Annotated in this window: 12 protein-coding genes; 4 read left to right on the top strand and 8 right to left on the bottom strand. The window is 72.0% G+C overall.

Annotated features, from left to right (window positions below):
• Positions 1–81 precede the first annotated feature (81 nt).
• From ATK74_RS07075 to nudC, 3 genes are read left to right on the top strand one after another with little or no spacing between them, the layout of a single operon-like run.
• Positions 82–3,141 carry an ATP-dependent helicase gene (locus ATK74_RS07075; RefSeq protein ID WP_098460376.1) on the top strand — a complete coding sequence of 1,020 codons (3,060 nt, stop codon included), beginning with the start codon at positions 82–84 and terminating at the stop codon, positions 3,139–3,141.
• On the top strand, positions 3,138–6,197 hold the full coding sequence (locus ATK74_RS07070; RefSeq protein WP_098460375.1) for an ATP-dependent helicase: 3,060 nt from the start codon (positions 3,138–3,140) through the stop codon (positions 6,195–6,197). The genes ATK74_RS07075 and ATK74_RS07070 overlap by 4 nt, the downstream gene beginning before the upstream one ends.
• 9 nt (positions 6,198–6,206) lie before the next feature.
• Positions 6,207–7,106 carry an NAD(+) diphosphatase gene (gene nudC / locus ATK74_RS07065; protein ID WP_098460374.1) on the top strand — a complete coding sequence of 300 codons (900 nt, stop codon included), beginning with the start codon at positions 6,207–6,209 and terminating at the stop codon, positions 7,104–7,106.
• On the opposite strand, the gene ATK74_RS07060 is transcribed toward nudC, so the two are convergent.
• From ATK74_RS07060 to ATK74_RS07045, 4 genes are read right to left on the bottom strand one after another with little or no spacing between them, the layout of a single operon-like run.
• Entirely contained in the window at positions 7,025–7,585 is a 561-nt protein-coding gene (locus tag ATK74_RS07060; protein WP_211283306.1) for a GNAT family N-acetyltransferase, read from the bottom strand. The two genes, nudC and ATK74_RS07060, sit on opposite strands and share 82 nt — an antisense overlap.
• Positions 7,586–7,610: 25 nt before the next feature.
• Positions 7,611–9,374 (bottom strand): exodeoxyribonuclease V subunit alpha, encoded by a 1,764-nt coding sequence (gene recD / locus ATK74_RS07055; RefSeq protein WP_098460373.1) that lies wholly within the window; start codon positions 9,372–9,374, stop codon positions 7,611–7,613.
• Positions 9,371–12,655 carry a UvrD-helicase domain-containing protein gene (locus tag ATK74_RS07050; protein ID WP_098460372.1) on the bottom strand — a complete coding sequence of 1,095 codons (3,285 nt, stop codon included), beginning with the start codon at positions 12,653–12,655 and terminating at the stop codon, positions 9,371–9,373. The genes recD and ATK74_RS07050 overlap by 4 nt, the downstream gene beginning before the upstream one ends.
• Positions 12,652–15,696 (bottom strand): exodeoxyribonuclease V subunit gamma, encoded by a 3,045-nt coding sequence (locus ATK74_RS07045; RefSeq protein WP_098460371.1) that lies wholly within the window; start codon positions 15,694–15,696, stop codon positions 12,652–12,654. The genes ATK74_RS07050 and ATK74_RS07045 overlap by 4 nt, the downstream gene beginning before the upstream one ends.
• Here ATK74_RS07045 and ATK74_RS07040 point away from each other — a divergent pair.
• Complete coding sequence (locus tag ATK74_RS07040; RefSeq protein WP_169923770.1) at positions 15,695–17,812, top strand: ATP-dependent DNA helicase UvrD2; 2,118 nt, start codon at positions 15,695–15,697, stop codon at positions 17,810–17,812. The genes ATK74_RS07045 and ATK74_RS07040 overlap by 2 nt on opposite strands.
• On the opposite strand, the gene ATK74_RS07035 is transcribed toward ATK74_RS07040, so the two are convergent.
• From ATK74_RS07035 to ATK74_RS15350, 4 genes are all read right to left on the bottom strand, one after another.
• Complete coding sequence (locus ATK74_RS07035) at positions 17,809–19,638, bottom strand: DUF4012 domain-containing protein (RefSeq protein ID WP_169923769.1); 1,830 nt, start codon at positions 19,636–19,638, stop codon at positions 17,809–17,811. The genes ATK74_RS07040 and ATK74_RS07035 overlap by 4 nt on opposite strands.
• Before the next feature lie 36 nt (positions 19,639–19,674).
• Positions 19,675–21,003, bottom strand: a complete 1,329-nt coding sequence (locus ATK74_RS07030; protein ID WP_245840807.1) for an ABC1 kinase family protein — start codon at positions 21,001–21,003, stop codon at positions 19,675–19,677.
• Positions 21,000–21,836, bottom strand: a complete 837-nt coding sequence (locus tag ATK74_RS15575) for a hypothetical protein (RefSeq protein ID WP_245840804.1) — start codon at positions 21,834–21,836, stop codon at positions 21,000–21,002. Before ATK74_RS15575 ends, ATK74_RS07030 begins: the two co-directional genes overlap by 4 nt.
• A 137-nt stretch (positions 21,837–21,973) precedes the next feature.
• Positions 21,974–22,135, bottom strand: a complete 162-nt coding sequence (locus ATK74_RS15350) for a DUF5679 domain-containing protein (RefSeq protein WP_098460367.1) — start codon at positions 22,133–22,135, stop codon at positions 21,974–21,976.
• Positions 22,136–22,293: the final 158 nt, after the last annotated feature.

The following is a 22,293-nucleotide window of genomic DNA, read 5'->3' as shown; positions in this document are numbered from 1 at the left end:
TGAATCCAGTTGCCGGGGGCAGTCTGGGGGCATCCCTGACCGGGAATGGGCACTGTCCGGAGCAGGTGATTGCATTGAGCCATGGCAACGCTCGCTCCCACGCCCCGGCTGACCCCGGCGCAGGCCGCCCTGTTGCAGGGCTGGTCAGGGGCGATGCTGGTGATCGGCGGTCCGGGGACGGGCAAGTCCACCCTGCTGGCGGCCGCGGCGGTGAGCGAGTTGGAGGCCGGGCGCCGGCCGTTGGTGCTGGTCGGTAATCGGACGGCAGCGAGTCGGCTGCGCAACCGGATCGTGGCGGCGCTGGGCACCGGCACCTGGCAGCCGGCGGTGACCACTGTGCACGCGCTGGCCCGCAGCCTGTGGCTGCGCTTCGGGCCGCGCCCGGAGCTGCGATTGCTGGCCGCCCCGGAGCAGGAGTTTCGGGTCCGGGAGCTGTTGGCCGGCACCGATCCGTCGGGTTGGCCTGCGGAGCTGCGTCCGGCGCTGGGGACGCGGGGCTTCGCCACTCAGGTCCGGGCGGTGCTGGCCCGCGCCCGCCAGCTGGGTCTGGATCCGGAGGAGGTGGCCGAACTGGCTGCGGCCGGAGCCGGGCCGGTCTGGGCCGGGGTGGCCGGCTTCTTCGCCGAGTACCTGGACGTGCTGGACGCCGAAGGCGTGCTGGACTACGCCGAACTCGTCCATCGGGTGCGGCTGCTGGTGGCTGACTCGGAACTGCGCGAGCTGGCCGCTGCCGACTTCGACGCCGTGTTGGTGGACGACTACGCCGACCTGGACGAGGCGCAGTTGGGCCTGGTCGAGTCACTGGCCACCGGGCGGCTGTTGGCCGTGGCCGACCCGGACTCCACGGCGTCCAGCTTCCGCGGGGCCAGTCCCCGGGCGGTTGCCGACTTCGTCGAGCGGCTGGATCGGCCGGACCGTCCGGCGCAGGTGGTGCGGCTCGGCGAGGGGCTGCGCTGCCCGCAGGTGATCGATCAGGCGCTGGTCGGCGTCCGCACCCGGTTGCCCCGACTGCCCGGCACCGGTGAGGCGGGTGAGCGCCCGGTCAACGAGGGCGGCGAGGTGGCGGTGCTGACGTGCGCAGATCCGGCCGAACAGGTGACGGCCATCGTGGCCGAACTGCGTCGCGGACGCCTCGAACACGGCTGGCGCTACGACCAGATGGCGGTCCTGGTGAGGTCCGGCGCCCAACTGGGCCCGATCGTCCAGGGCCTGGCCACGGCCGGCATCCCGGTGGAGGCCGCCGGCCAGGAGATCCCGCTGGCGCAGGCACCGGCCGTCCGTCCGCTGCTGGTGGCGCTGAACGCCGTGGTGCGCGGACGGCTGAGTCCGGACGAGGCCATGCGGCTGGCCACCGGCCCACTGGGCGGGCTCGATCCGGTCTCGCTGCGCTCGCTGCTGCGCACCTGGCGAGCCGCGCAGGAGGCCGCCGTGGTCGCGCCGCCCGCCGCTCAGCTGGCTCAACTGCTCAATGAGCCGGGCTGGCTGGCCGAGGCCGACCAGACCCCGGCCGTCCAGGCGGCGCGACGACTGGCCGAGCTACTGGCCGAGGTGTCCGAGTCGGTGGCCGCCGGCGGCCGGGTGGATCAGCTGTGCTGGCGACTGTGGCAAGGCACTCCGTGGCCGTCCCGGCTGGCCAGAGAAGTGGCTGCCGGCGGAGCCCTTGCGGCCCGGGCCGATGCCGATCTGGACGCGGTCTGCGCGTTCTTCGAGCTGGCCGCCGCAGGGGATCGCCGCGGCGGAGCGGCCGGAGTTCGGGCCTTCCTGGCCGAACTGGCCGCACAGCAGATTCCGGCCGACCATGAGCGCGAGTCCCGTCCGCGCGGACGCGGAGTGCCGGTGATGACCGCGCACCGGGCCCGCGGTCAGGAGTGGCCGCTGGTGATCCTGGCCGGTGTGCAGGAGGGGGTCTGGCCGGTCGGACGCCGGGTCAGCACGGTGCTCGACCCGGCCGTGCTGGATGCCGGCGGACTGCCGGTGACCAGCCACCGCGAGCGGCTGGCCGCCGAGCGGCGCCTGTTCCACCTGGCCTGCTCGCGGGCCAGCCAGCGGCTGGTGGTGATGGCCGCCAGCGGCACCGAAGGGGAGGCCGATGCGCCGTCCCGGTTCCTGGCCGAGCTGGGCGTCGAAGCCGGACGGCCCGACCCGGAGCCGGTCGGGCTGAGCCTCACCGGCCTGGTCACCGAGTTGCGGCGGTGGACGCTCAACCCGGCGGTGACCGCAGAGGAGCGCACCGTGGCCGCCGCCGAGTTGGCCCGGCTGGCCCGGCTTCGCGATCCCGGCGGACGCCCGCTGGCCCCGGCCGCCGATCCGGCCACCTGGTGGGGGATCGCCGAGCTCAGCCGTCCGGCCGAGCCGTTGGCCGCCCCGGCCGTGGTCCGACTCAGCCCCAGCCAGGTGGGCTCGGTGCTCACCTGTGCCCGCCGCTACTTCCTGTCCCGGCAAGCCCGGGCCGACCAGGATCCGGGCCTTCCGGCCGCACTGGGCAGCCTGGTGCACCGGCTGGTCCAGCAGTCGGTGGAGCACGGCTGGGGTCCCGACGAGTTCGCCGCCGAGCTCGATCAGCTGTGGCATCGGCTGCCGATCGAGGCCGCCTGGTTCTCCGCGACCGAGCGGGCCGAGATCGAGGCCGCGCTGGGCCGGTTCCTGGCTTGGCGGTCGGCGCGTGCGTCCGAGCTGGTCGGAGTGGAGTTGCCGTTCACGCTCAGTCTCGAGCTGCCGGAAGCCACGGTGGTCCTGGACGGCCAGGTCGACTGGCTGGAGCTGGCTCCCACCGGTGCCCGAGTGGTCGACTTCAAGACCGCCCGCCGGGCCCCGACCAAGGCCGCGGTGGCCGAGCTGGAGCAGCTGGGCATCTACCAACTGGCGATCAACGCCGGCGGCTTCGGGGATCGGCTGCCGGCCGGAGTGGCCAGCGTGGGGGCCAGTGCGGTCTACCTGCGGGTGGCCGAGCGGGCGTCCGGGCAGCCCAAGGAGTTGCTCCAGCCGGCTCTGGACGACGGCCCGACCTGGGTGCATGAGCGGGTGGCCCAGGCCGCAGCCATCGTGGTCGAGGGCAGCTATCCGGCCAGTGCCGGACCGCACTGCCGCGGCTGCGCGTTCGCGCCAGGCTGTCCGGCCCTGATCGAGGAGCCGCGGCGATGACGTTCTCGAACCCCGAACAGCTTTCGGCAGCCCTCGGTCTGCCGTTCTCCGAGGAGCAGCTGGCCGCGATCAGCGCACCGCTGGAACCGGGGGTGATCATCGCCGGTGCCGGCTCGGGCAAGACCACGGTGATGGCCGCCCGGGTGGTCTGGCTGGTCGGCTCCGGGCAAGTGCGTCCCGAGCAGGTGCTCGGCCTGACGTTCACCCGCAAGGCGGCCGGCGAGCTGGGCCTGCGGGTGCGACGCGCGCTGACCGGGGCCGGCGTGCTGGAGGATCAGGAGGCCGGAGAGGAGCTGATCCTCACCTATGACGCGTTCGCCGGACGCCTGGTCGCCGAGCACGGCCTGCTGCTCGGCGTGGAGTCCGACGCCCGGCTGATCACCGGAGCGGCCCGCTACCGGCTGGCGGCCCGGGTGGTGAACAACGCCTCCGGACCGCTGACCCAGTTGTCCCGACTGCGCCCGGCCATGGTCGTGGAACGGCTGCTGCAGCTGTCCGGCGAACTCCGCTCGCATCTGGTCGAGCCGGACGACGTGATCGCCCATGCCGCCCGGGTGCGCGAGCAGGTGGCCGCCGCGCCCCGCAACAACCGTGGCGAGGTCTATGCCGACCTGAAGCTGGCTCAGGCGGCCGCGGCCGAGCGGGTCGAGCTGGCCGAACTGGTCGCTGACTACGAACGGCTCAAGCGTGAACTCGGCTATGTGGAGTTCGCCGACCAGATGGCCACCGCTGCGGCTTTGGCCCAGCAGGTGCCCAGCGTGGGCGCTGCGCTTCGCCGAGAGTTCGCGGTGGTGCTGCTGGACGAGTACCAGGACACCTCGGCGGCCCAGGCCAGCCTGTTGCGCAGCCTGTTCTCCGGCTCGGAGCCGGACCGCGGTCAGGGCCACCCGGTGACGGCCGTGGGCGACCCCTGCCAGGCGATCTACGGCTGGCGCGGAGCGGCGGCCAACAACATCCTCGACTTCGCCCGCCAGTTCCCGCGGTCGGACGGACGCCCGGCGGCCGCCTACGCGCTGACCGTGAACCGGCGTAGCGGCCAGGAAGTGCTGGACGCCGCCAACCACCTGGCCGCCACCGTTCGGGCTGATCCGGCGCTGGCCGCCCATGGGCTCAGCCTCGATCTGGTGGCCCCTGCCGACACGGCACCGGCCCGGGTCGAAGCCGAGTCGTTCCCGACCTGGCCGGACGAGGTGGCCGCGATCGCCGACCGAATCGTCCGGCTGCACGACACCGGCGCGGTGGCGAGTTGGTCACAGATCGCCGTGCTCGGTCGCCGCAACAGCCAGGTGGCCGCGGTGTATGCCGCCTTGGCCGAGCGGGATGTGCCGGCCGAGATCGTCGGCTTGGGTGGACTGCTCGAGCTACCGATCGTCTCCGAGGTGGTCGCGACCCTGGCCCTGCTGGACGACCCCGGGGCGAACCCGGCCGCGGTCCAGCTGCTCACTTCGCCGCGCTGGGCCATCGGGCTACCCGATCTGGCCGCGCTCGGACGGCGTGCCCAGGAGCTGGTCGGCCAGACCGAGGAGCGGCCCAGCCTGCTCGAAGCGGCCTCCGACCTGGGCGCCGGCCGGTTCAGCCCGGTGGCTCGGCAGCGGCTGGCCCGGTTCGCCCGGGAGTTCCAGAGCCTGCGCCGGCACGCCGCCGACCCCGTCCCCGAGCTGGTCACTCGAGTGATCGCCACCCTGGGCTCGGTGGTCGAGGCCGAGGTGGCCGTGCGCGGCGGCAGCCGGCCGCTGGCCCGGTTCGTCCAGGCGGTCAGCGACTACGCCGAGGTGGACGCCGAGGCCGGGCTGTCCGGCCTGCTGGCCTATCTCGACGCCGAGCGTGAGTACGGCACCGGGCTCGAGCAGGGCCTGGCCAGCCAGCCCGACGCGGTCCAGGTCCTGACCGTCCACAAGGCCAAGGGCCTGGAATGGGAGGTGGTCTTCGTCCCGGGACTGGCCACCGATGTGTTCCCCAGCGATCGGGTCAGCGGCAACTGGCTGCGCAACGCTGCCGTGTTGCCCTATCCGCTGCGTGGGGACGCCGTCTCGCTGCCGGAGCTGCGCAGCCTCGACCCGGCCGAGCTGAGCAGCTTCGGTGCGGCCCTGGGGGAGCAGCAGCGGTTGAGCGAGGATCGGCTGGCCTATGTGGCCGTCACCCGGGCCCGGCGGCTGCTGGTGGCCACCACCCACACCTGGGAAGGGACGTTGATCAAACCGCGGGCCGAATCGGACTACTTCGCGGCCATCACCGAGCATGCGCAGCGAGTGGAGCGCGCGGAAGTGACCGAGGACGCCAACCCGCTGCTGGCCGACGTGGCGCCGCGGCATTGGCCGGTGCTCGGCGATCCGGAACGGCTGCGGCTGCTGCGAGAGGCCGCGAACCCGGCGGACGAGCCGCAGCCGGGGCTGCTGTCGGTCGATGCGGCCGAGCGTGCCCGCAGTTGGCGGCAGGCGGCCGAACGCCTAGTGACGGCCGAGTTGGCCGAACGGGAGCAGGTCCGCCGGCAGGTGCCGGCCTATCTGTCGGTGACCGCGCTGGCCCGGCTGGTCAAGGATCCCGATGGGTTCGCCGCGCAGCTCAGCCGGCCGCTGCCCCGACTGGTCACCGAGGCGCAGCGCTGGGGGATCAGCTTCCATCGCTGGTTGGAGGGACGGTTCCGCGACCAGCTGCCGCTGGTCGACGACGTCGAGGATGCCGAGTTGGCCGGAGCCGAGTTCGAGCGGCAGCGGCAGGCATTCGAGGCCGGTCCCTACGGGGCGCTGCAGCCGCTGGCCGTGGAGCATCCGTTCACGCTGGTGCTGGGTGGTCGGCTGATCCGAGGCCGGATCGATGCGGTCTTCGCCCTGCCTGATGGACGCCACCAGGTGGTGGACTGGAAGACCGGCGGCGCGCGGACGTCCGACCCGCTGCAGCTGGCCTGCTACCGGCTGGCCTGGGCCGAGTTGAACGGGCTGGAGCCGGCCGATGTCGATGCGGTCTTCTATGACCTGCAGGACGGCTCGATCATCCGTCCGGAGGCTTTGGGTGGACGCGCTGAGCTGACGGCGTTGGCCGGTCGGTTCGCGGACTAGCCTGAACCGGTGATCGATTGGACCTTGACCAGCCGCCTGGATCGGGCGCTGGAAGCACGAACCATCCCCGGCGGACTGGCATCGCTGTGGGCCGAGCCGGGAGCTCGGCTGTTGAGGGTGGGCAGTGGACGCGTCCGGCTGGCCGAGGCGGGGCTGTCCTGGGAGCCGTGCGCCGGCCCGTACGACCCGCAGCGGCACTTCTTGCTCGGCCTGGTGGAAGGCAGCCCGGTCTTCGTGGCAGCCGGTGCCGACGATGCGCCGAGCCTGCGTGAGCGGATGGAAGGCCTGCCCGACCCTGAGCTCGAACTGGCCTTCGCGGCCGTGGGCCTGGTCGGCTGGCATCTGCGTTCGACGTTCTGCGCCGAGTGTGGCGCGCGCACCGAGGCGATCGCCGGTGGCCAGGCCCGACGCTGTACCGGCTGCGCAGCCGAGTCCTATCCGCGCACCGATCCGGCCGTGATCGTGGCGATCACCGATCCCGACGACCGGTTGCTGCTGGGCCGCCAGGCGAGCTGGGCGCCGGGGCTCCATTCGGTCTTCGCCGGTTTCGCCGAGATCGGCGAGTCGCTGGAGCAGACGGTGCACCGGGAGATGGCCGAGGAGGTCGGCCTGGCCCTGACCGACGTGCGCTACCTGGGCTCGCAGCCGTGGCCGTTCCCGCGCTCGCTGATGGTCGGGTTCGCGGCGCGGACGGCGTCCGCGGAACTCACGGTGGCCGAGGAGGAGATCGAAGTCGCCCGTTGGTTCAGCCGCGACGGCCTGCGGGCCGCCTTCGCCAGTGGTGAGGTGCTGCCGCCCTCGACCACCTCGATCGCCGCCCGGATGATTCAGGCCTGGCTGGACGACGACTTGTCGCCGGAGGGGCTGTCCGGGGCGAAGATCTCGAACAGCGAACTGGTCACGTCGTAGTAGTCCTCAGTGAGGCCCAGCGGCGTCATGCCGAGCCGCAGGCAGACCGCCTGCGAGGCCTGGTTCTGCGGATAGGTGACCGCGAGCACCCGGCTCAGGCCGTGTGACCAGGCGTGGGTGAGCAGCCGGTCGGCCGCCTCGGTGGCATAGCCGTGGCCCCAGAAGTCGGGATGGAGATGCCAGCCGACCTCGGTGTGCTCCGACGGCTCTCCCGAGCCGCTGTGCGGGAGGAGCTTCAGCAGCGCCGTACCGATCGGACGTCCATCCAGCCGGATGGCCCAGACTCCGTGCAGCGGCCCGGGGTAGGCCAGCCAGCCGGCGATCTTGGCCTCGGCCTGATCCAACCCGGCGAGCACCTGCGGATGGGCACCCAGGTAGCGCATCACTTCCCAGCGGGAGTACAGGTCGAGGACGGCGGCGGCTTCGTCGGGCTGCCAGGGACGCAGAGTCAGCCGTTCGGTGGCCAGGTTCTCGATCATGACCGGCAGCCTATGACCAGTGCGGCTAGAGCCGTCCGGCCAAGCCGGACGCGCGTTGCGCACTGTTGACCACGGCGTGCCGGAGGGACTCGACCGAGCCGATCAGGGTCACTCCGGACTTGGCTCGGGTGATAGCCGTGTAGAGCAGCTGTCGGGTGAGCAGCGGTGAGTCGGGGGTCGGCAGGATCACGCTGACCTGCTCGAACTGGCTGCCCTGGGCCTTGTGGACGGTCATGGCGTGGATGGTCTGGACGCTGTCCAGCAGGAACGGGGACACGTCGTGGTGCAGCTGCCCGCCGCGGCCGAAGCAAACCCGCAGGCCGTCGTCGGCGGCCACCACCACGCCGGTGTCGCCGTTGAAGACGCCGAGTTCGGGGTTGTTCTGGGTGACCAGCACCGGACGTCCGGGGTACCAGGTGTCGAAGGGGTCGAAGCCGGCCCCGGCGGCCAACAGCCAGTCCTCGACCTGGCGCGACCACAGGGCCACCCCGAAGGGTCCGCTGCGGTGGGCGCACAGCAGTCGGTGCTGATCCACGGCGGCCAGGGCGTCGGCGACGCGTCCGGCGCGGGCGGCGTCGATCATGGCCAGGCCCGACTCGGTGACGGTCTGGCGCAGCCCGGTCTGGGCGGCCGAGCCGGCCAGGGTGATGCCGTCCAGGCCCGACTCGATCAGCTCGACGACCTGATCCGGGTCGCCGACCCGGACGGCCTCGGCCACGGTGGCGATGGCGGCCCGGGAGCGGTGGTTGCGGCGCAGTCGGACCACCGGCACTGCGGGGCCCTGGTCTGGGACCGGAGCGGCGACGATATCGGCCAGCACCGCACCGGCCTCCACCGGGGCCAGCTGATCCGGATCGCCGACCAGCACCAGCCGGGCCTGCGGACGCAGCGCCTCGAGCAGCCGGGCCATCAAGGTGACGTTCACCATCGAGGTCTCGTCGATCACCACGATGTCGTGCGGCAACGGGTTGCCGGCGTGGTGGGCGAACCGATGCCGTCCGCCGGGCACCCAGCCGAGCAGCCGATGGATGGTGGTGGCCTGCAGCCGGCCGAGTTCGGCGCCGAGATCGGCGGGCAGGTCGGCGGTCTCGCCGGCCAGCGCCTCCTGCATCCGCATGGCGGCCTTGCCGGTCGGGGCGGCCAGGGCGATCGAGACCGGGCCGGGGAGCACCCGCAGCAGCACGGCCAGCAGCCGGGCCAGGGTGTGGGTCTTGCCGGTGCCCGGTCCGCCGGCGACCACGGTCACCGACGCCAGGGCCGGGGCCAGGGCGGCCAGGCGCTGATCGGCATCGACCCGTTCGCTGAGCAGTTCCCGGTCGGCCGCGTCCAGCAGTTCGGCGCTCACCGGGGCCGGGGCACTGGCTCGCCGAGTGCGAAGCTGCTCGGCCACCACCGACTCCTCCTGCCAGTAGCGCTCCAGGTAGAGCAGGTCGCCCACCAGGCGCAGCGGACGTTGGCCGAGCCCATCGGGGCCGAGGGTGACCAGCGGACTGGCTGCCAGCAGCTCGCGCCACAACTCCAGCGGCGGCAGCAGCTCCACCGGCACCAGGGCGTCCGCTTCGTCCTCGGTGACCACACTCAACTCGTGGGCGTGGCTCAGCTCCAGGCAGGTCGAGCCGGCCCGCAGCGCCCGCACCGCCAGGGCCAGGCCGAGCTGGACGCGCTGGTCGGACTCGCCGAACAGGTGGCCGAGCTTCTGGGCGACGTGGACGTCGGCCCAGGACAGCGCGCCGGCCAGGTGGACGTCGGCGAGCAGGCCCGGGCGAAGCGAGGTGGCCGGATCGATCATGGACGCCCCCGATCAGCCAGCAGCTCGGACAGTTCCACGACCAGACCGGCCGGCGGGAACCAGCTGAAGTTGCCGGTGGGGCCGCCGCCCTCACCGGCCAGCCCGCGGACGAACAAGTAGCCGACCCCGCCCAGGTGCAGCTCGGGCCGATAGCCGCTCACTCGCTGGCCCAGGAAGCGGTGCAGCGCCACGCAGTACAGGATCGCTTGCAGCGGATAGTGGGTGCGGATCATCTCCTCGGTCATGGCCTCGAGGCTGTAGTGCTCCAGGGTCAGGTCGTCCCCGCCGAGCCGGTTGGTCTTGTAGTCGATCACCACGAACCGGGGCTGATCGGCCGGACCGATCCGCAGTACGGAGTCGATGCTGCCGGTCAGGAAGCCGCGCAACAGCTGGCCGGACAGGCTGGGGTCGGCCAGGGCGTCCGGGTAGCCGGCCAGCGGGTCGTCGGCCGGCAGCCAGCGGCGCAGCACCTGGGCCACCTCGGCCAGCGTGGTGGTGGAGTCGGCGCGGCCCAGCGGGAACTCGAAGCCGAGTTCGCTGAGCCGATCACCGATGGAGATCGCGGCCAGTGGACGGTCGTCGGTCAGCCGGCCTAGGGGAGTGAGCAGGCCGGGCAGCAGCGCCTCGGCCAGGGCCGGAGAGGTCACCCCGGGCACCGCGAACCTGGCGTTGGCGGCGTCGGTGGCGGCCAGCAGCCGCTCGGCCAGCGCGCCGCGGTCGGCCGGGGTCGGAGCGAACCAGTCCAGGTTCTCGAAGATCTCGTGCACCAGGGATCCAAAACCGGTGCCACCGGGCAGGGCGGCCATCGGCGAGGGACGCCCGGCCGGCACCGCAGCGGCGTCGGCCGCAGGGTCGGCCGGCGGTTCGTCGAGGTGCTCCAACTCGGCGTCCGCAGCGAACGGCGAGCGGGCGTGGACGGCCTCGGTCAGCCCGGAGTACGACGTCCGGCGCCAGGACTGGTCGATGCTGCGTTGCCAGGCCAGCGGGCCGTGCTGCAGGGCCGTCCGGGTGGGGGTGAGGTGGGCATCGGCGATCAGGCTGGGGCACTCCTCGACCACCACGCCGGCCGCAGAGAGCCAGGCAAGCTCGCGGGGGTGGCCGTCGCCGGGCGCGCTGTCCAGCGGGTAGCCAAGCTCCGGGGTGCCCGGCAGTTCGCGGCGCCGGAACAGCAGCCGGTGCAGCGGGGACGCCGCCGTGTTCCGCCAGGTCCGGGTCCACCACATGGTGACCTGACTCTGTGCCCTGGTCAGCGCCACATAGAGGGCGCGGAGCTGATCCTCGCCACGCTCGGCCTGGTACTGAGCCAGCCGCTCGAACCGGCCCGGGGCGGTGGCGCCACCCACGTCGAGCACCCGCACCTCGCCGTCGTGGTAGTCCAGGCAGGCGCCGTCGTCGGTGTCCGGCACCCACAGGTCAGCGGCCTCGGGCAACAGCACCACCGGGAACTGCAGCCCCTTGGCCTTGTGCACGGTGAGGATCTGGACGGCCTCGCGGTCGGTCTCCAGCCGGCGCAACCGGTCGGTGGTGGTGGTCGACTCGGTGACCTGCTCCTCCAGCCAGCCGACCAGCGCCGCGCCGCGGATGCCTTCGGTGTGCTTGGCGTGCAGCAGTTGGGCCAGATGCCGGTAGTCGGTCAGATCCCGTTCCCCGCGCGGACGACGCAGCACCCGGACCGGCAGGGGATCCTCCGCGGCGCCGACGGCTGCGAACAGCCCGGCCACTCCGGCCTCGGCCAGCAGATGCGACCACGACTGCAACTGCCCGGCCCAGGCGGTGAGCTGCGCCGAATCGGCCGTGGCCAGGTCGGTCAGATCGGCCCCGATGAAGTCGGTGAGGAAGGCGGCCCGCAGGTTCGCCCGTTGCGGCTGGTCGATGGCCCGCAGCAGGGTCAGCCAGTCGCCGGCCGCATGGCTGGCGAAGATCGAGTCGGCTCCGCCGAAGGAGACCGCAACGCCGGCAGCGGTCAGGGCATCGGCCAGCTCCTTGCCGCGCCGGTTCCGAGTGACCAGCACGGCCACGTCCTTGGGCTGCAGCGGACGCGGCCCGTCCGGAGTCACCACCTGCAGCCCGCTGCTGAGTAGATCGACCACCTGAGCGGTCAGATCCTGGGTGATCAGTCGCCGTGCCTCCTCGGCACTGGCCGGACGGTTCGGCGCATGGCATCGCAGTCGGGCCGGTGCCCGCCACGGCGATCCGTCCGGGGCGATCAGCCGGGACGCCGGCTGGGCGCACTCCACCGGCGGCACCTCGATCCCGGCACCCAGGCTGACCCCGGCGAACAGCGCGCTGACGGCGCTCACGACCCCGGGATCGGAACGCCAGTTCACAGCCAGCGAGTAGTGCTCGGCGGCGTTGGCCACGGCGTCCCGGTAGGCCTCGACATCGGCACCGCGGAAGGAGTAGATCGACTGCTTGGGGTCTCCGATCAGCACCAGCGGGACGTGGCCGTGGAAGGTCTGACGCAGGATCGCCCACTGCACCGGATCGGTGTCCTGGAACTCGTCGACCAGCACCACCCGGCAGCGCCGACGCAGCCGTTCGGCGCAGACCTGCCCGGTCGGGCCTTGCAGTGCCTGTTCCAGGCGCAGCAGCTGATCGTCGAAAGTGAACAGGCTGGCGGCCTGCTTGCGCCGCTCGAACTCGGCCCGGACGGCCAGCGCGAACTCACGCCGTTCGCCGGGGATGCCGTCGACGCCGCTGGGCCGCAGCTCGCTGGTCAGCCGCTCGACCGCCTCCCGGGCCAGGCTCTGGGCGATGGCCAGCGGGAACGGCGCGCCGTCGGGGTGCCGGGCGTAGCGGGCCAGGTACAGATCGGCGCAGACCTGGCCGAGCAGCCGGCTGAGATCCTCGGTGAGCCGGGCCTGGGTGTCCACCGCAGCCTGGACGCCGAGCTCGGCCAGCATGGCCTGGCAGAACTGGTGAATGGTCATGATGGCCGACCGGTCCAGTTCGGTCGCAGCCGCCTCCAGCCGGGCGATCCGCTCAGCCACGACCTGCGGCGTCCCGGTGGCCAGCAGCCGGTCGGCCGGGTCGGGGGTGAGGTCCGGGCTGCCCTGCAGGCAGGCGATGGTGCGGACGATCCGCTGGCGCACCTTGGCCCGCAACTCGGCCGAGGCGATCCGGCTGAAGCTGATCACAGCCAGCTCGTCGGCTCTCACCACGCCCTCAGCCAGGTAGCGCACGGCCAGGGCGCCGATGGCATAGGTCTTGCCGGTGCCGGCGCTGGCTTCCAGGACGGTGGTGCCGGTGGGCAGCCGACCGGCCGGATCGAACGGGATCATGGCGCCACCTCCCCGGCCAGGATCGGCGTCCAGATCGCATCGGCCAGGGCACCCAGCAGCCGGGGTTCGGCCGGATCGGCACCGGGGATCTCCACCTCACGCTCGACGCTCAGCACCGACGGGTAGCTGAAGAAGGCGTTCCAGGCAGCATCCTGGTCGTACTCCCAGTTGGTCCGATAGGCGGAGTCGGGCACCTCGTGCGGATTGCGTCCCGAGACCAGATAGCCGGCCCACTGCGCACCGAGCCTCGGCAGGGCCGGAAGCGGACGGCTCAGGCCCAGCTGGTAGAGCTCGAGGTAGCGGCCGAGCAGTTCGAGGGCGATCTCGGGTGCCGGGGCCTGGTAGGCGGCTCGGCGGCCCTTGCCGATCACGCGGGCCCGCCACGGTCCCGGTTCGGCCGCGGCCAGGCAGAGCAGCCGCAGCCAGGCCACCAGCCGGTGCCGGGCCTGCAGGCTGGAGAACTCCACACCGAGCAGCTCGTTGCCGTGGCTGACCACCCGTCCCGACAGCGGGACGAGCCGGTCGCCGACCGGCACGGCCAAGGCAATCTCATGCAGGGTCGGCTCGCCCAGTTTGGCGGGCAGTACGGCCACCGTCGAGCCGGCCTGCTCAAGCACCGAGTGCAGCTCGCGGCTGCCCAGCTCGAACGGCGGCACCTCACCACGCAGCCATTCGGCCCGCTGGACGGCCTCGAACGGCTGGCCGTCGCGCAGTCGCTGCAACACCCGGTTGCCGACCTGCCAGCGGGCCAGGTGATCGGGCTCGATCGGCAGGTCGTCCCCGGCCTGCGGTCGGTCACCCAGGCTGAGCCCGGCCCGGACCCGCAGCAGCGCTCGGGTCGGGTGGGCGAAGAAGCCGGTGAGCTCGTCCAGGCTGACTCCCTGGTCGAGGCTGAGCGGCGGCAACGGGTCGAGCTGGAACCGTCCACGGGTGCTGGTCAGCGGCTGCTCCTGGCCGGCCAGAGCGGCGCGATAGGCGTTCCGGTCGGCGCTGACCAGCCGGGATCGAGACGGGTCGGCGCCGAAGTAGGCCGGATCGTGGGGCTGCAGCGGGTGCTGGATGCTGATCGCCTCGCTGGCCCGGACGCCGGTGCCGGTGGCGGCCACGTCGTCCACTGCGGCCAGCAGGTCGAGCACCGGTCCGGCCAGCGGCACCTGCTCATTGGTGGCCTCGCTGCGAGCCCGGCAGATCACGATCAGCTGCTGCCGGGCGGCCTGGACGGCGTCGTGCAGCACCTGCCGGTCGAAGGCGGCCGGGTCCGGGTCGGTGGGCTGTGGATGCCGTCGCAGCAGGTTGTCGCCGTCGCGCGGGGCACTGCGCGGATAGTGCTCGGCGTCCCAGCCCAGCAGCACCACGACCCGGTGTGGGACGTGCCGCAGCGACTCCAACCCGGCCACGATCAGCGAGCCGTTGCCGAAGGTGGCTCGGGCTCGGGTGTTGGTGAACTCGTGCTCCACCACCCGGCGGAAGTCGCCGCGTCCGACCGGTCCGGGGCCGGCCGATCCGCTGAGTCGGGCCAGGCCGGACCACAGGTCGGCCAGCTGCCACTCGTCGGCGGCGGACGGGGCTGCCAGCGAGCCGATGGCCGCCCGACAACGCTCCACCCACTCGGCCACCGAGGCCGGCTGGCCGAAGGTGTCGACCACCCGGACGATCCGTCCGATCAGTTCGGTGAGTGCACCGATCAGCTCGACGTCGGTGGACTCGACGTCGTCCAGTGGCAGGACGGTCTTGGCCGTGACCAGGCCGGACTCGTCCAGGGCCACGCCGAGCAGCATCCGCTGCAGCCCGGCGAACCACGTGTTCTGCTCGAAGCCGACCAGGCCGAAGCGCTCCCTATGCCGTGCCGACAAGCCCCAGCGGATGCCGGAGGACTCGACGAGTTCGACCAGCCGGTCGCGCCGATCGGCGGCCAGCCCGAACTTGCGGGCCACCGCCGGACGCAGCGCCAGTTCAAGCACAGTGGACGCCTCGGCGCGCGAGTCGGGCAGCTGCAGCAGGTCCAGCAGCAGCCCGGCCAGCGGGTTCACCTGGCTGACCGAGCGGTCCGCCAGCTGGACCCGGAACCGATGCGCCGGATGGTCGGGGACGGCGAACGCGGCACCGATCAGCGGAGCGAACAGGTCCGGGGTGGGAGTGAGCACCGCCACGTCCCGCGGCTCCAGCCCGGGATCGGCGGCGAAGGTGGCGGTGAGCACCTCCCGCAGCACCTCGACCTGCCGATCGGGGCCGTGGGACAGATGCACCTGCACCGAGGCGTCGCCGGCCGGCAACGGCATGGACGTCCCGGCAGCGCCGGCCAGGTGGCTCTGCAGCCGACCGAGCAGGTGGTCACCGGCGGCCGAGTCGGCCTCGGGGGTGAGCAGCAGCAGATCCACCTCATGGTGGTTGCCGAGAGCGGTCAGCAGTTCGTCCGCGGCCGGGTCGAGCGGAATCGGGGCCAGCACGGCGATCCGCCGGGGCAGGCCGGGAGCCGGACCGTCGGAGAGTCGGGTCAGGGCCTCGCCGCGCCACTGGAGCGGATCGACGCCAGTGGCCTGGCCGAGCAGGCGGCAGAGATGCGCCTGCCAGGCGTCCTCCCGCAGTGGTTCGCCGGCCTCGTCGCTGTCGCCGCCGGCGAGCCAGCCGCCGATCAGCGCCGGACGATGCCGCAGGTAACCCGCGAACTGGAAGGCGATCCGCCGGCAGGCCGAGTAGTGCTCCGGCGCGGCGTCCAGGTGGCGGCGCAGCACCGCCAGCGCCGGGTCTTCGGCAGCCTCCCCGTCGACCAGCGACTGGATGGTCCAGGCCAGCTTCTCCGGTCGCCACGGGTCATCGGGGAGGATCCGACGCTCGAGGGCGGCCCAGCTGGCGAACTCGACGCCCGCGCAGATGCCCGGGTCGGCGCCGTACAGCGACAGCTGCTGCGAGATCCACCGCTGGAAGCCCGCTCCGGGCACTACGGCCAGGTCGAAAGCGAACGGATCCAAGCGCGGGCCGGACCACAGCTCGCCGAGCCGAGCCGCCAGGGCTTCGGCCGTCGGCAAGTGGTGGATCCGCATGATGAAGCTCACCCTAGGGGGCCGGACCGACGAAATGTCGTCCCGATTGCCTACAGTGGCAGGCGTGTTAGCCGATCCGGAAACGTTGCTGAGTGGTCTCGACCCTGAACAGCGGGCGGTGGCAACCACCTTCGGTCAGCCGCTGGTCGTGATCGCCGGGGCCGGAACCGGAAAGACCAGGGCGCTGACCCATCGGATCGGGTACGGCGTGGCCAGCGGCCACTTCCAGGCGTCCGCCGTGCTGGCCGTGACCTTCACCACCCGGGCCGCCGGTGAACTCCGCTCCCGGCTGCGCGGCCTCGGCATCCCGGCCGTCCAGGCCCGGACGTTCCACTCCGCGGCGCTGCGCCAAGCCCAGTACTTCTGGCCGAAGGCCTATGGAAGCGAGCTGCCGCCGGTCAGCACCGAGCGGCTGGGGATGGTGGCCGACGCCGTCCGGCGCCTGCGGCTACCCAACCCGGACACCGCGACCCTGCGCGACCTGGTCAGCGAAGTGTCCTGGGCCAAGGTGTCCAACGTGCTGGCCGCCGACTATCCGCAGCTGGCGGCCGGTGCCGGGCGGGAAGTCTCCGGGATGGATCCGGCCACGGTGGCCAAGGTCCTCGGCCGCTACGAGCAGGTGAAGACCGAGCGCGGCGTGATCGACTTCGACGACATCCTGCTGTGCACCGTGGCCCTGCTCAGCGACAACGCCGACATCGCCGAGCAAGTGCGCAACACCTACCGCCATCTTCTGGTCGACGAGTATCAGGACGTCAGCCCGCTGCAGCAAAGCCTGCTCGACCTGTGGTGGGGCGAGGGGAGCGACCACTGTGTGGTCGGCGACCCGGCTCAGACCATCCACTCCTTCGCCGGGGCGACGCCGGGCTACCTGACCGGCTTCAGCGTCCGGCATCCCGGTGCCGCCGTGATCCGGCTGGTCCGCGACTACCGCTCCAGCGAGCCGGTGGTGAAGTTGGCCAACCAGCTCTCGGTGAGCTCGCGGATCGCGGCGGTCACTCTGGAGTCGCAAGCCGGTCCCGGCCCCGAACCCCGCTTCGTGGGCTGCTCCAGTGAGGCGGACGAGGTCGCGGCCGTGACCTCCTGGCTGGTGGCGCGGCACGAGGAGGGAGTGCCCTGGCGTGAGCTCGCCGTGCTGTATCGGGTGCACGCCCAGTCGCCGGCCTATGAGGCTGCGCTGACTCAGGCAGGGGTGCCGTTCACCGTCCGCGGTGGGGAAGGCTTCTTCGACCGGCCCGAGGTGCGCCAGGTGATCTCCGCGCTGGCCGACCGGGCCCGCAAGGAGCCGGCCGCCGACGCCCTGACCGCCTGCCGGGCGGTGCTGAATGCCACCGGCTGGACCGACCAGGCCCCGTCCGGGCAGGGCCGGGTGCGGGAGCGCTGGGAGTCCCTGGCAGCCGTGCTGGCGCTGGCCGAGGAACTGGTGGCCGCTGGCAACGCCGACCTGGCCGGCCTGATGACCGAGCTCTCCGAGCGGGCCCAGGCCGAGCATCCGCTGGCCGCCGACGGGGTCACCTTGTCCACCCTGCACGGGGCAAAGGGCCTGGAGTGGCATTCGGTGGCCCTGGTCGGAGTGCAGGAGGGGACGCTGCCGCTGGCTCAGGCGGCCGGGCCCGAACAGCTGCAGGAGGAGGCCCGGCTCTTCTACGTCGGGATCACCCGGGCTCGTCGTGGGCTGCTGATCACCTGGTCGCGGTTCCGCAATGGCGGCGTGCGCCAGCCGTCCCGGTTCCTCAACGGGCTCACCGCGGCGGCGTCCCGCAACGTCGGTGCGCGACCGGCCCGTCGCGTCAAGCCGAAGACCGAGATGAGTGCTCGCTGCCGGGTCTGCGGCGGCGCGCTGAGCACCGGGGCCGAGCGTAAGTTGTCGCGGCACCTGAGCTGCGCGGTCGATTTCGACGAGGCGCTCTACGAGGAGCTGACCGGCTGGCGCAGTGCCGTGGCGGCGAAGCGATCATTGCCGGCCTACTGCATCTTCACCGACGCCACCTTGCTGGCGATCGCCGAGCAGTTGCCCCGCGACGAGCAGGCGCTGCTCGCGATTCCGGGAGTCGGCAAGGCCAAGTTGGAGTCCTATGCGGCCGACTTGCTGGCGCTGATCGCCAACCGCAGCTAGCCCTTGGTGAGTTCGAGGTCGACGATCAGGTCTCGCTTGAGGTCGGACTTCAGGCTGGCTGTGGCGCCGTTCACCGTCACGGCAACCGGGTCGCCGCCGCCGGGACGCCAGGTGGCCGTCCCCGAGCTGAACCGCCAGCCGTCGGGCGCCTGCACCTTCAGTCGGAACGCCGTCTCGGCCAGATCGGCCTGGCGAACCACCAGCAGTCGATAGCGGGCGGTGTTGCCGTCCGGAGCCGGAGTGAGGGCCTTCTCGACCCGCGTCTGCAGTTGCACGGATTGCTTCGCGCCGGGGGCCAGCTCGAAGGAGGTCGCGAAGACCGGACGTCCGTCCTCGGGGCGATCGACGAAGCCGGAGCCCTCCGAAGTCAGCTGAGTGCCGGGGGACCGGTAGACCCGCAGGTAGTCGCTGAACAGCTGGGTGGGCAGCCCGGGGTAGACCGCGGTGGTCTTGGCGAAGTCCAGCCGCAGTCGGGTGTCGGCCGAGCCATCGGCGGCAAGGGTGACCTGGTAGTCCATGGCCTTGCTCACCCCGAGGTTGGACTTGCTGGCCCGCACCATGGCGTTGCTGGACACCAGCAGATCGGTGGTGTCGGCCGGCGGGTTGATCGCCCCACCCAGGGCCAGGTCGACCAGCGCAGTTTGAGCGGTGGGGTCGGTGCTGAACAGCTGAATGTGCTTCTCAGCGGTGAGTTCGAGGATCACCTTCAGCAGTGGCTGGACGCGGTCGGCCGGCACCTTCTCGATCCGCTCGAGCATGGCCTTGACCAGGGGCACCAGCCCTTCGGCCTTGGCCACGCGGCCTTCGGAGGCCCGGTCGAACTCGACGAACTCGGTGAGCCGCTGCACGGCGTTGTCCGCGGTCAGCTTCTCGCTGGTGCCGGGTAGCTGCACCGGGCCGAAGACGGTGAGGAGTTCCTTGAGGGTGACGACGTCGATGGCGACCAGGCCGTCCACCTTCGGCTGCTTCATCGAGTCCCACAGCTGGAGCAGCTGCCGGGCGCTGGTCGGCAGGTCGATCCACCAGTTGGCGTCGCGGAACCGCAGCTGTTTGGTCATCCGCGCACCGGCCGGCGCCTCAAGGTTCAGGGTGTCGGAGGGGAGCCGGTAGATGCCCTGGTACTTGTCCAGGCGGAACCCGTCCGGGCCGATGGTGACCAGGCCGTAGGTGCCGACGAAGCCGCCGACCGGACGAAGCTCGGCGCTGTTCTGGGAGAGCAGGACGAACTGATGCTGGCTACCGAACAGGTAGTGCACCAGGTCCCGGGCCGGTCCGGCCGCGTCGAAGATGCCCTGATGGGACGCCACCAGGGACTTCAGCGCGGTGATGGCATCGGCCAGCGGTGGCACCAGGCCGTCGGTGGACAGACCGTCGACTCGCTGCCCGACCTCGGCCAGGTCGCCCAGCGCCGGCTCCAGGTGGGTCGGGGCGAGGCCGGCGATGGTGCGTAGCCGGTTGGTGTCACCCGAGTCGCCGATCCGGACGAGCAGGTCGGCCAGCTGCGCGCCGGCCGTGGATCCGGTGTCACCGATCTCGGTGAGTTGTGCGGCGGCGGCCACCTGAGGGCCGGCCCACGGGACGCCCCGGAGCCAGTCCGGGCCGAGCAACCCTCGCGCTCTGCGGAACTCCTGGCCGGCCACGGTGAACTGGTCCTTGGCCCGGGGTGCGTCGAACGTCGCCAAGGCGTCCACTCCGGCGCTGGCGGCCCTCTTCCCGGCGCTGGCCGCGTCCTGGAACTGGCCCTGCCACCACCAGCCCGCGCCGAGCACAGCGGCCAGGGCCAACGCCCCGATCACCGGCCCGAGCCACTTCCAGGAGATCCTCACGCGCACCACCGTAGCGAGGCGGGCCAGCCGTCCGGCTCAGGCCTGGCTGTCGGAGAAGCCGGGCAGATGGTCGCGCAGGACGCTGGCGAAGTCGGCCTGGACGTCCAGCTGGGCCAGTACCGCGATGCCGCCCAACCAGACCCGGTAGATCAGCAGGTAGTCCGGGGGCAACGAGATCCGGGTGGCCACCGAGCCGTCGGCCATGGCGTCCTGGACGCGCTGGAACTGCTGCCGGGCCCACTCCCGGTTGAAGCTGAACTCCGAGACCTGGGCCGGCTCCACGAACGGGGCCAGGTAGTCCAGCACCTCGGCCGCGTCCACCTCGGGGCCGATGAAGCCCTCTTCGATCAGGCCGGCCCGCATCAGCTCGGCCTCGCCGGCCACGGCCAGCCGGATCAGCCGTCCCATCGAGGTGGGCAGGCCGTTGGGGAGCCGACTGACCAGCCCGAAGTCGACGACGCCGAGGCGTCCATCGCTGGTGAGTAGGAAGTTGCCCGGGTGCGGATCGGCGTGCAGGATGCCGGCCAGTTCCGGGCCGGAGAACAGGAAGCTCACGTAGTCGAGGGCGGCCTGGTTGCGTTCGGCCTGCGGACGTCCGATCACGCTGGTCAGCTTCCGGCCCTCGATCCAGTCGCTGATCAGCACCCGGCGGGTGGCCTGATGGACCCGCGGCACCAGATAGCGCGGATGACCTTGGGTTCCTGCGGCCATGGCCGCCTGGTTGGCGGCCTCGAGGGTGTAGTCGACCTCCTCGGAGACCCGCAGCGACAGCTCCTTGCTGAGCGCGACCAGATCCAGGCCGCCGGTCAGGGTGCTGGCCACCCCGGACAGCCGCTGCATCTGCCGCAGGTCACTGGACAGCGCCACATCGGCACCGGGGTACTGGATCTTGACGGCCACCTCGGTGCCGTCGGCCAGCCGTCCGCGATGCACCTGGCCGATTGATGCGGCTGCCGCCGGGCGCTGATCGAGTTCGGGGAGCAGCCGACGCCAGTCGGCACCCAGCTCTGCCTTGAGGACGGCCTGAGCCCGGGCCGCCGGCATCGGCGGCGCCGCGTCCTGCAGTGCCCGCAGCCGGTCGCGGAACGGCTCGGCGATCTCCTCGGGCAGCATGGCCTCGAACAGGCTGAGCGCCTGGCCGAACTTCATGGCGCCGCCCTTGAGTTCGCCCAGCACCGAGAACAGCTGTTCGGCCGCGGCCTGCCGGGAGCGGGCGGCCACCTCCTCAGCCGGACTGCCGAGCAGCCGCCGACCCAGGTCGGCACCGGCCCGAGCGGCCGCGCCCAGCGGCAGGCTGAGCAGCTTGGACGCGCGGCCGAGGCTGCCTTGGGGCAGCACCGGAGGTTCGTTGGATGGGCCAGTCACCCTGCCAGTGTGCCAAGGAGCTCCGCATGCCGAGGCTGCCGACAGCGGCAGTCCGGATCCGCCGGCCAGCCGGTGGTGGCCCGGGTGAAGCCGGGGAGGCTGAGTTCGAGGGTCCGTCCGGCCAGTTCCGGTGCCTCGCCGGCCTGCCAGCGGGAGACCTCGGCGACCGCTTCGCCGGCGAGCCATTCCCGCACTCGCGGATCCGGGCTGACCGGAGTCCGGCACAGCTGGGCGAGCAGTCGGGGCCATTGTGGGTCGAGGTCGCTGCGGCGCAGATCCAGGCAGCGCAGGCAGGGGGTGTGTGGCGGCTCGATGAACGGGCCGATGGTGCCGTGGTCGGGCGCGGCGCGGACCACCAGGGCCGCCCGTCCGGCCTCCAGGAGTCGGTCGGTGAGCCACCGGTCGGGCTCGGCGGTCCGGCCGGCCAGCACGATCAGCGGCTGACCGGCACCCGTCCAGCCGCGTTGGCCCAGCGGGAGTGGGTGCAGTTCGGCGCGCTGCAGGGCCGCATGGACGCGCTCGGCCAGTGGCCCGCTGCCCCAGACCACCACCGGACGCACCGACTCGGCTCGCCAGGGACGGACCAGGCCGGACTCGGTCAGCCGGTCGACCACCCATTCCAGCCAGTCTCGGCCGAGCTCAGGGCAGAGCTCGGCGAGTTGGTCGATGCTGTGCGGTTGGCTGAGCATCCCGAGCACACCGAAGACATCGGACGGGACGGGCTCAAGAATCACCGCCGTTGGACCCACTCCGACCTGCAGCGACTGCTCACCGCGCCACACGCCGGTCAGGGGCCGGACCGCCTGCAGCAGTCGGCCGGTGGGGTTGCTCATGGCGCACAGTCTGGTGCGCTGCACGCTCGGTTCGGACGGCTTCAACGAACCGACAACATCACGCCGATCCGGACAACACCGTCCGGCTCAGCTAACGCGAAACGCCGGCCACCAGGGGCCGGCGTTTCGCAAGTGGTTCAGGCCTTGGGCAGGAACCGCGTCAGATTGGTGCTGCAGACCGGGCACTTCGCCTTGGCGATCCGGGTGCCCTTGGCGTTCACGACGACCTCGCCCTGAGCCTCACGGTGGTCCTTGCACTTCACGCAGTAGAACGATCCGGTGTAGGTGTCCTCAGCCACGTAATCCTCCTGTAGTTCGGCCAACCCACAACCGGGCCGGCGCTCAATGCTGGCTGGAGTCTATGCCCGAGTGGCCAGCCAGCACGGTTACCACGGCGGGGAGCAAGGAGAACCCCCAGTTAGCGGTGCGCTTGCCTTCCCCTGCGAGCGACCACCCC

Origin of the sequence: Propionicimonas paludicola, assembly GCF_002563675.1 — a bacterium.
GTDB classification, from domain to species: domain Bacteria; phylum Actinomycetota; class Actinomycetes; order Propionibacteriales; family Propionibacteriaceae; genus Propionicimonas; species Propionicimonas paludicola.
Note: the sequence above shows the minus strand (reverse complement) of the source record. Positions and strands in the feature narration are given on the sequence as shown.

Bases quoted from the DNA above. Each gene is read 5' to 3' on its own strand.
- recD (WP_098460373.1), bottom strand. From the start codon at position 9,374: ATGATCGATCCGGCCACCTCGCTTCGCCCGGGCCTGCTCGCCGACGTC.
- ATK74_RS07045 (WP_098460371.1), bottom strand. From the start codon at position 15,696: ATGCGGATCCACCACTTGCCGACGGCCGAAGCCCTGGCGGCTCGGCTC.
- ATK74_RS07070 (WP_098460375.1), top strand. From the start codon at position 3,138: ATGACGTTCTCGAACCCCGAACAGCTTTCGGCAGCCCTCGGTCTGCCG.
- ATK74_RS07050 (WP_098460372.1), bottom strand. From the start codon at position 12,655: ATGATCCCGTTCGATCCGGCCGGTCGGCTGCCCACCGGCACCACCGTC.
- ATK74_RS07075 (WP_098460376.1), top strand. From the start codon at position 82: ATGGCAACGCTCGCTCCCACGCCCCGGCTGACCCCGGCGCAGGCCGCC.
- ATK74_RS07060 (WP_211283306.1), bottom strand. From the start codon at position 7,585: ATGATCGAGAACCTGGCCACCGAACGGCTGACTCTGCGTCCCTGGCAG.
- ATK74_RS07040 (WP_169923770.1), top strand. From the start codon at position 15,695: ATGATGAAGCTCACCCTAGGGGGCCGGACCGACGAAATGTCGTCCCGA.
- ATK74_RS15575 (WP_245840804.1), bottom strand. From the start codon at position 21,836: ATGAGCAACCCCACCGGCCGACTGCTGCAGGCGGTCCGGCCCCTGACC.